At 56.6% G+C, this 3,904-nt stretch carries 6 protein-coding genes; 4 read left to right on the top strand and 2 right to left on the bottom strand.

The features are described 5' to 3' along the window. Window positions 1-49: 49 nt before the first annotated feature. Entirely contained in the window at window positions 50-1,072 is a 1,023-nt protein-coding gene (gvpC, locus tag NW820_RS10905) for a gas vesicle protein GvpC (protein ID WP_414407498.1), read from the bottom strand. A 275-nt stretch (window positions 1,073-1,347) separates the two neighbouring features. After that, a complete protein-coding gene (gene gvpA, locus NW820_RS10900; RefSeq protein WP_011429717.1) occupies window positions 1,348-1,566 on the bottom strand; it encodes a gas vesicle structural protein GvpA in 219 nt (72 codons plus the stop codon). Window positions 1,567-1,972: 406 nt separating this feature from the next. Here gvpA and NW820_RS10895 point away from each other — a divergent pair, with 406 nt between their 5' ends. From NW820_RS10895 to NW820_RS10880, 4 genes are all read left to right on the top strand, one after another. Beyond that, the gene (locus NW820_RS10895; protein ID WP_041437389.1) at window positions 1,973-2,191 is read left to right on the top strand and encodes an Hfq-related RNA-binding protein; all 219 of its coding nucleotides are present in this window, start codon (window positions 1,973-1,975) and stop codon (window positions 2,189-2,191) included. A gap of 323 nt (window positions 2,192-2,514) precedes the next feature. Beyond that, window positions 2,515-3,198 carry a V4R domain-containing protein gene (locus NW820_RS10890; RefSeq protein ID WP_414407497.1) on the top strand — a complete coding sequence of 228 codons (684 nt, stop codon included), beginning with the start codon at window positions 2,515-2,517 and terminating at the stop codon, window positions 3,196-3,198. Then, on the top strand, window positions 3,195-3,446 hold the full coding sequence (locus tag NW820_RS10885; RefSeq protein WP_414330906.1) for a hypothetical protein: 252 nt from the start codon (window positions 3,195-3,197) through the stop codon (window positions 3,444-3,446). The genes NW820_RS10890 and NW820_RS10885 overlap by 4 nt, the downstream gene beginning before the upstream one ends. Before the next feature lie 36 nt (window positions 3,447-3,482). Continuing rightward, a partial coding sequence (locus NW820_RS10880; protein WP_414407496.1) for a hypothetical protein occupies window positions 3,483-3,904 on the top strand: 422 nt, incomplete at its 3' end.

The raw sequence follows: 3,904 nt of genomic DNA, 5'->3' as shown, positions 1-3,904 counted from the left end.
CTCCTTTGCCTTGACTATAGCCCGGATGTTCTTCCTGCGCTCGGCACAACTAAACTGCGACCGCCCCCGACACCATGCGCCGCAGCGTAGCCAAGATTTCCGAGGGATCCACCCCCAGATCCACCGCGCCGCGGGCCAACAAATCCCGCACCCGTTCCCGATCCCCGATCACCTGCAGCAGGGTCAAGTTGGGATCCTGCGCTTGTAGATCACTCACATACTTGTTGACATAGTCAAGGATGGGATCCGCTTGTTCCTCAGCCCTAGGCGGAACTTCAGGGGGTTCAGGCGTTATTAAACCCTCCGAGGGCTGGGGCTGGGGAACAGAGACGGGAGCAGGCGGCTCCACCGGGGCTTGGTCTTCGGCTACAGGCGTTGAGTCGGAAGCAGTCTCACCGGCAGTCGCAACGGCACTGTTAGAGCTTGCACTGGAAGTGGAGACCTCAGGTTCTGGGGCGAGGACAGGGATCCCATTGCCCCACACCTGCTTATGCAACTCCGCCCGGAAAGTGGCCAGGGATCCCCGCAGGGCCTGGGCCTGGGCTTGCTGTTCCTGAGCCATCTGAGCCAGCTCCTGTCGAGCCATTTGCCGGAGAGCCTGTACCCACTGCCGCAAATCGGCGCAAAAAGACTGCCGCGCTTGCTGAGTTTTGTCGGCCATCGCCTGCCGAGCCTGCGTATAGGTGCTCAGCAAATGCTCCACAGCCGCAGTCAAGTTAGCCCGGAAAGCCTGCAATTGCTGCCGGCTGACTTCCAATTGAGCAGCTCGTTCCTGCTCCAGGCGAGCCAGACTCTCTGCCACCGACTTGGCCCGCTGAGCCGCCGCTTCCGAACGGGAGCATTCGTCCAGGGATCGCCTCACAGCCCGCTCCTGCCTCAGTTTCTGCAATTGGCTGCGGGTTTGCTCCGTCTGGTGCCGTATTGCTTCTTGTCGTTGCTGGCGGCGCTGCCCCAGCTCAACCATCAGGGCTTGGTGCTGCTCTAGGCGCTGCTGCCGGGATCGGCTTAACAAACTTCGATTCTGAGCCACCCGCTGGCTGCGGGCCATGGCCCATTGTTCCTGCAAACTCATGATCTCCAATCCCTCACGTCGTTTTCAATGCTTGGGTGGATACAGCTTCTCTGCCTGTTCCCAACTCGATGGCACTGCCAACCTGTAGCTCAGTGCGGCTGCAAGACTCAATCCTCGAACAAAACCCGCAGAAGCAAGGCAGAGACCGGCGGTGGATCCCTGCCTCGCTTTCCGAGAGCCTTCACAGCGGCCAGCTCCAGACCCCCGCCCAAGACCCATGACCCGTCAAACCATCACGGTATTGAAGGCAAGGGGATTGAGTGATTGGGCCAGATTTAGACGGCAGGAGCAGCAGCAGTAGCCGTCAGACCCACAGCCTCAGCGTATTTCAGGTAGGTTTCCACGGAAGCCACAACGACGCGGGCTTCAATGGCCAACAGCTCGATCCCAACCAAAGAAACCCGCACCCAGGCATCGACCACGATACCTTTATCCAAGATGCGATCGATCACTTCGGCCAAGCTGGACGAGGAGTTCACTTTCTCTACTGCCATAACGATCTCTCCTGCACTGATACTGCTGATACTGATGAGGGTTGAAAAGGACAGACAACTCGGCGGCAAAATGGCATGTAGAAGGGATCCCAGCTGAGGATTCACCTTCCCTAGGGCGACAGCCGCACCCTCTATCACCCTAGCCCTATTGTGCTGGCTTTTTTCGGGGAGAACACCCGTAGATTCGCTTAAAAAAGACGGCGAACTCGAAAGGTTTACCGCTTTTCTAAGCGCCATCCCCCCTACATAGTACTCGCCAGCAGAAAAAATGGGCAAAGATGAGGGCGAGTTTTGAGCCCAAGTTGTGGAAGTGTGGTGGAGGGGCAGTGGGAAGCGGCAGGGATCCCCTATACTGGGGGCAGTGGGCTTGCTGACATACCGTTTCTCGCTGGCTGATAGGGCTGTCGTGACCGATTTCAACACCGGGATCCCGAGCGTGCGTCGCCTGCAGAAGGTCATCAAGGATCGGGAAACCCTCGAGGTCAAACTCAATACCGGAGATGTCTTCGTCGGCCAGTTGCGCTGGCAGGATCCCGATTGCCTCTGTTTAGCCGATGCCGAGGGGCGGGAGTCGCTGCTGTGGCGGTCTGCCATTGCTTTCATCAAGGTCAGGCCTCAGTCTTAAGTACTGCTCCGGATCCCTGTACAGCTCTTCTTCCCAATTTTTGAATAAATCTTTACAACAACTCAGGGCTTTTCTGTCTCCCTCTGAGGGCAGTTTTCTCCAGTTGACCCACTCCTGCTGGGTTTTTGGAGCGGTTGACTACCCTGCCGTCGCCCTGAGTCTATCCCAAAGCCGTCCCCCATTGCTCCGCAACGCTGTTGCAACTGCGTCAGCGGGCCGTAGGCCTTGAGGACGAGGCTTTAGACCCAGTTTTTTGGTAAAAATGCCAATTAAGAAGGGTATGATAAGGAGTGTTAAAAAATCTGATCTCTCCTCACCCAACCATGACGACTGCCCCCATTGAGATACCTCTTCAGCCTGCCGCCCAACGGCATAACCACTACAGCCGCGAAGACTTTTTTCGCTTTGACCTCTCCCAGGGATCCCTTGTGGACTGGACGGGTGCCCGCAATGTCTTGGTGAGCGAAGACTTTATTCTGGGCTTGCAGCAGGGCCTGGAAGAAGAAGTGGGAGATGCCTCAGCTTCTCTGATGTACACCATCGGTCAAGAGTGGGGACGCAACGATGCTGTCCATTTTTCCCGCTGGTTTGAGGAGGAATATCGGCGCCACCCCAAGCAGAGTAATCTAATGTTTCTCTTGGAAACCTGGTGGTGGCCTCTGACCTCCCAAGGATGGGGGCGCTGGGAGGTGGAGACCGAGAGTCGGCGGCAAGGGTTTATTTTCATCAACCTCTTTGACTCCGCCGTGGCCCGCACCCTGGGGGATGTGGGCAAACCTGTCTGTCATCTTTACGCCGGATTATTTGCCGGCTTTTTTAGCACCATGGTGGAACGGCAACTGAACTGCATCGAGATCCAGTGCTACTCCATGGGAGAAAGCTACTGCAAGTTTTTGCTCGGCAGCAAAGATCGCATTGATGCGGCTGCCTTCTGGCTGAACGAAGGGGCCAGTGCTGGTGAAATTGCCCAAAAATTGCGTTCAGGTCAGGGAGTAGCTAAGGCATGACCTGGAAGATTACTTTAGAGGATTCGGTGCAGAGCTTTTTTGCCCGTCTAAATTGGGATAACCGCCCCCTACAGATGCGCTCTCTGCCAATGCCTTTTCTGCAAGTGCGGGAGCATTTTGGTTCCATCCCCTGGGCGGGGGATCCCCTGAGTTTGGCTGCGCATTCTCTGGGATCCCTGTCGGCAGCACCAGAACCCGAGCCGGCAGAAGAACAGATCACCTTGGCAGATCTGTTCAGCTTGTTTTGAGTCTCCTAGCACCCACTGACATCCGGAAGAAGCGAGATGGTAAGCCCCTTGGAGCAGATGCTGATCGAGTCGGAAGCCCGCTACCTCAAGCCAGAGGAGCTGGAGCATCTGAAGGCCTATGTTCTCGGCTGGCCAAAACGACAACATGTGTACCGAGTTTTGCGGGAACGGGAGAGCCAGGTGGTGAGCAAAACCCTAGATGCCCTGCAAAAGGAGATGCCCGACCTTTCTCCCCAAGTGTTGGATCTGTGCCGGCGACACCTGCTGTTGCTGCTGCGTCACAGCGCTATGGCCATGTTGCTGCAGGACGAAAACCTCCTGAAAGAGCGGCTGCTCGAGTGGATGGAGGAAGAGGTGCGCCTGTACGGACTGCAGAGGGTTTATGAGGTTGCCTATCGGATTTTCCAGCAAGAGCTGAGAGACCATTTGGCTCCTGGAGAGTTGGAGTTTATCCGCCC

It is taken from the genome of Synechococcus sp. R55.7 (assembly GCF_047461955.1).
Lineage (GTDB): Bacteria > Cyanobacteriota > Cyanobacteriia > Thermostichales > Thermostichaceae > Thermostichus.
This window is presented reverse-complemented; position numbering and strand designations above follow the sequence as displayed.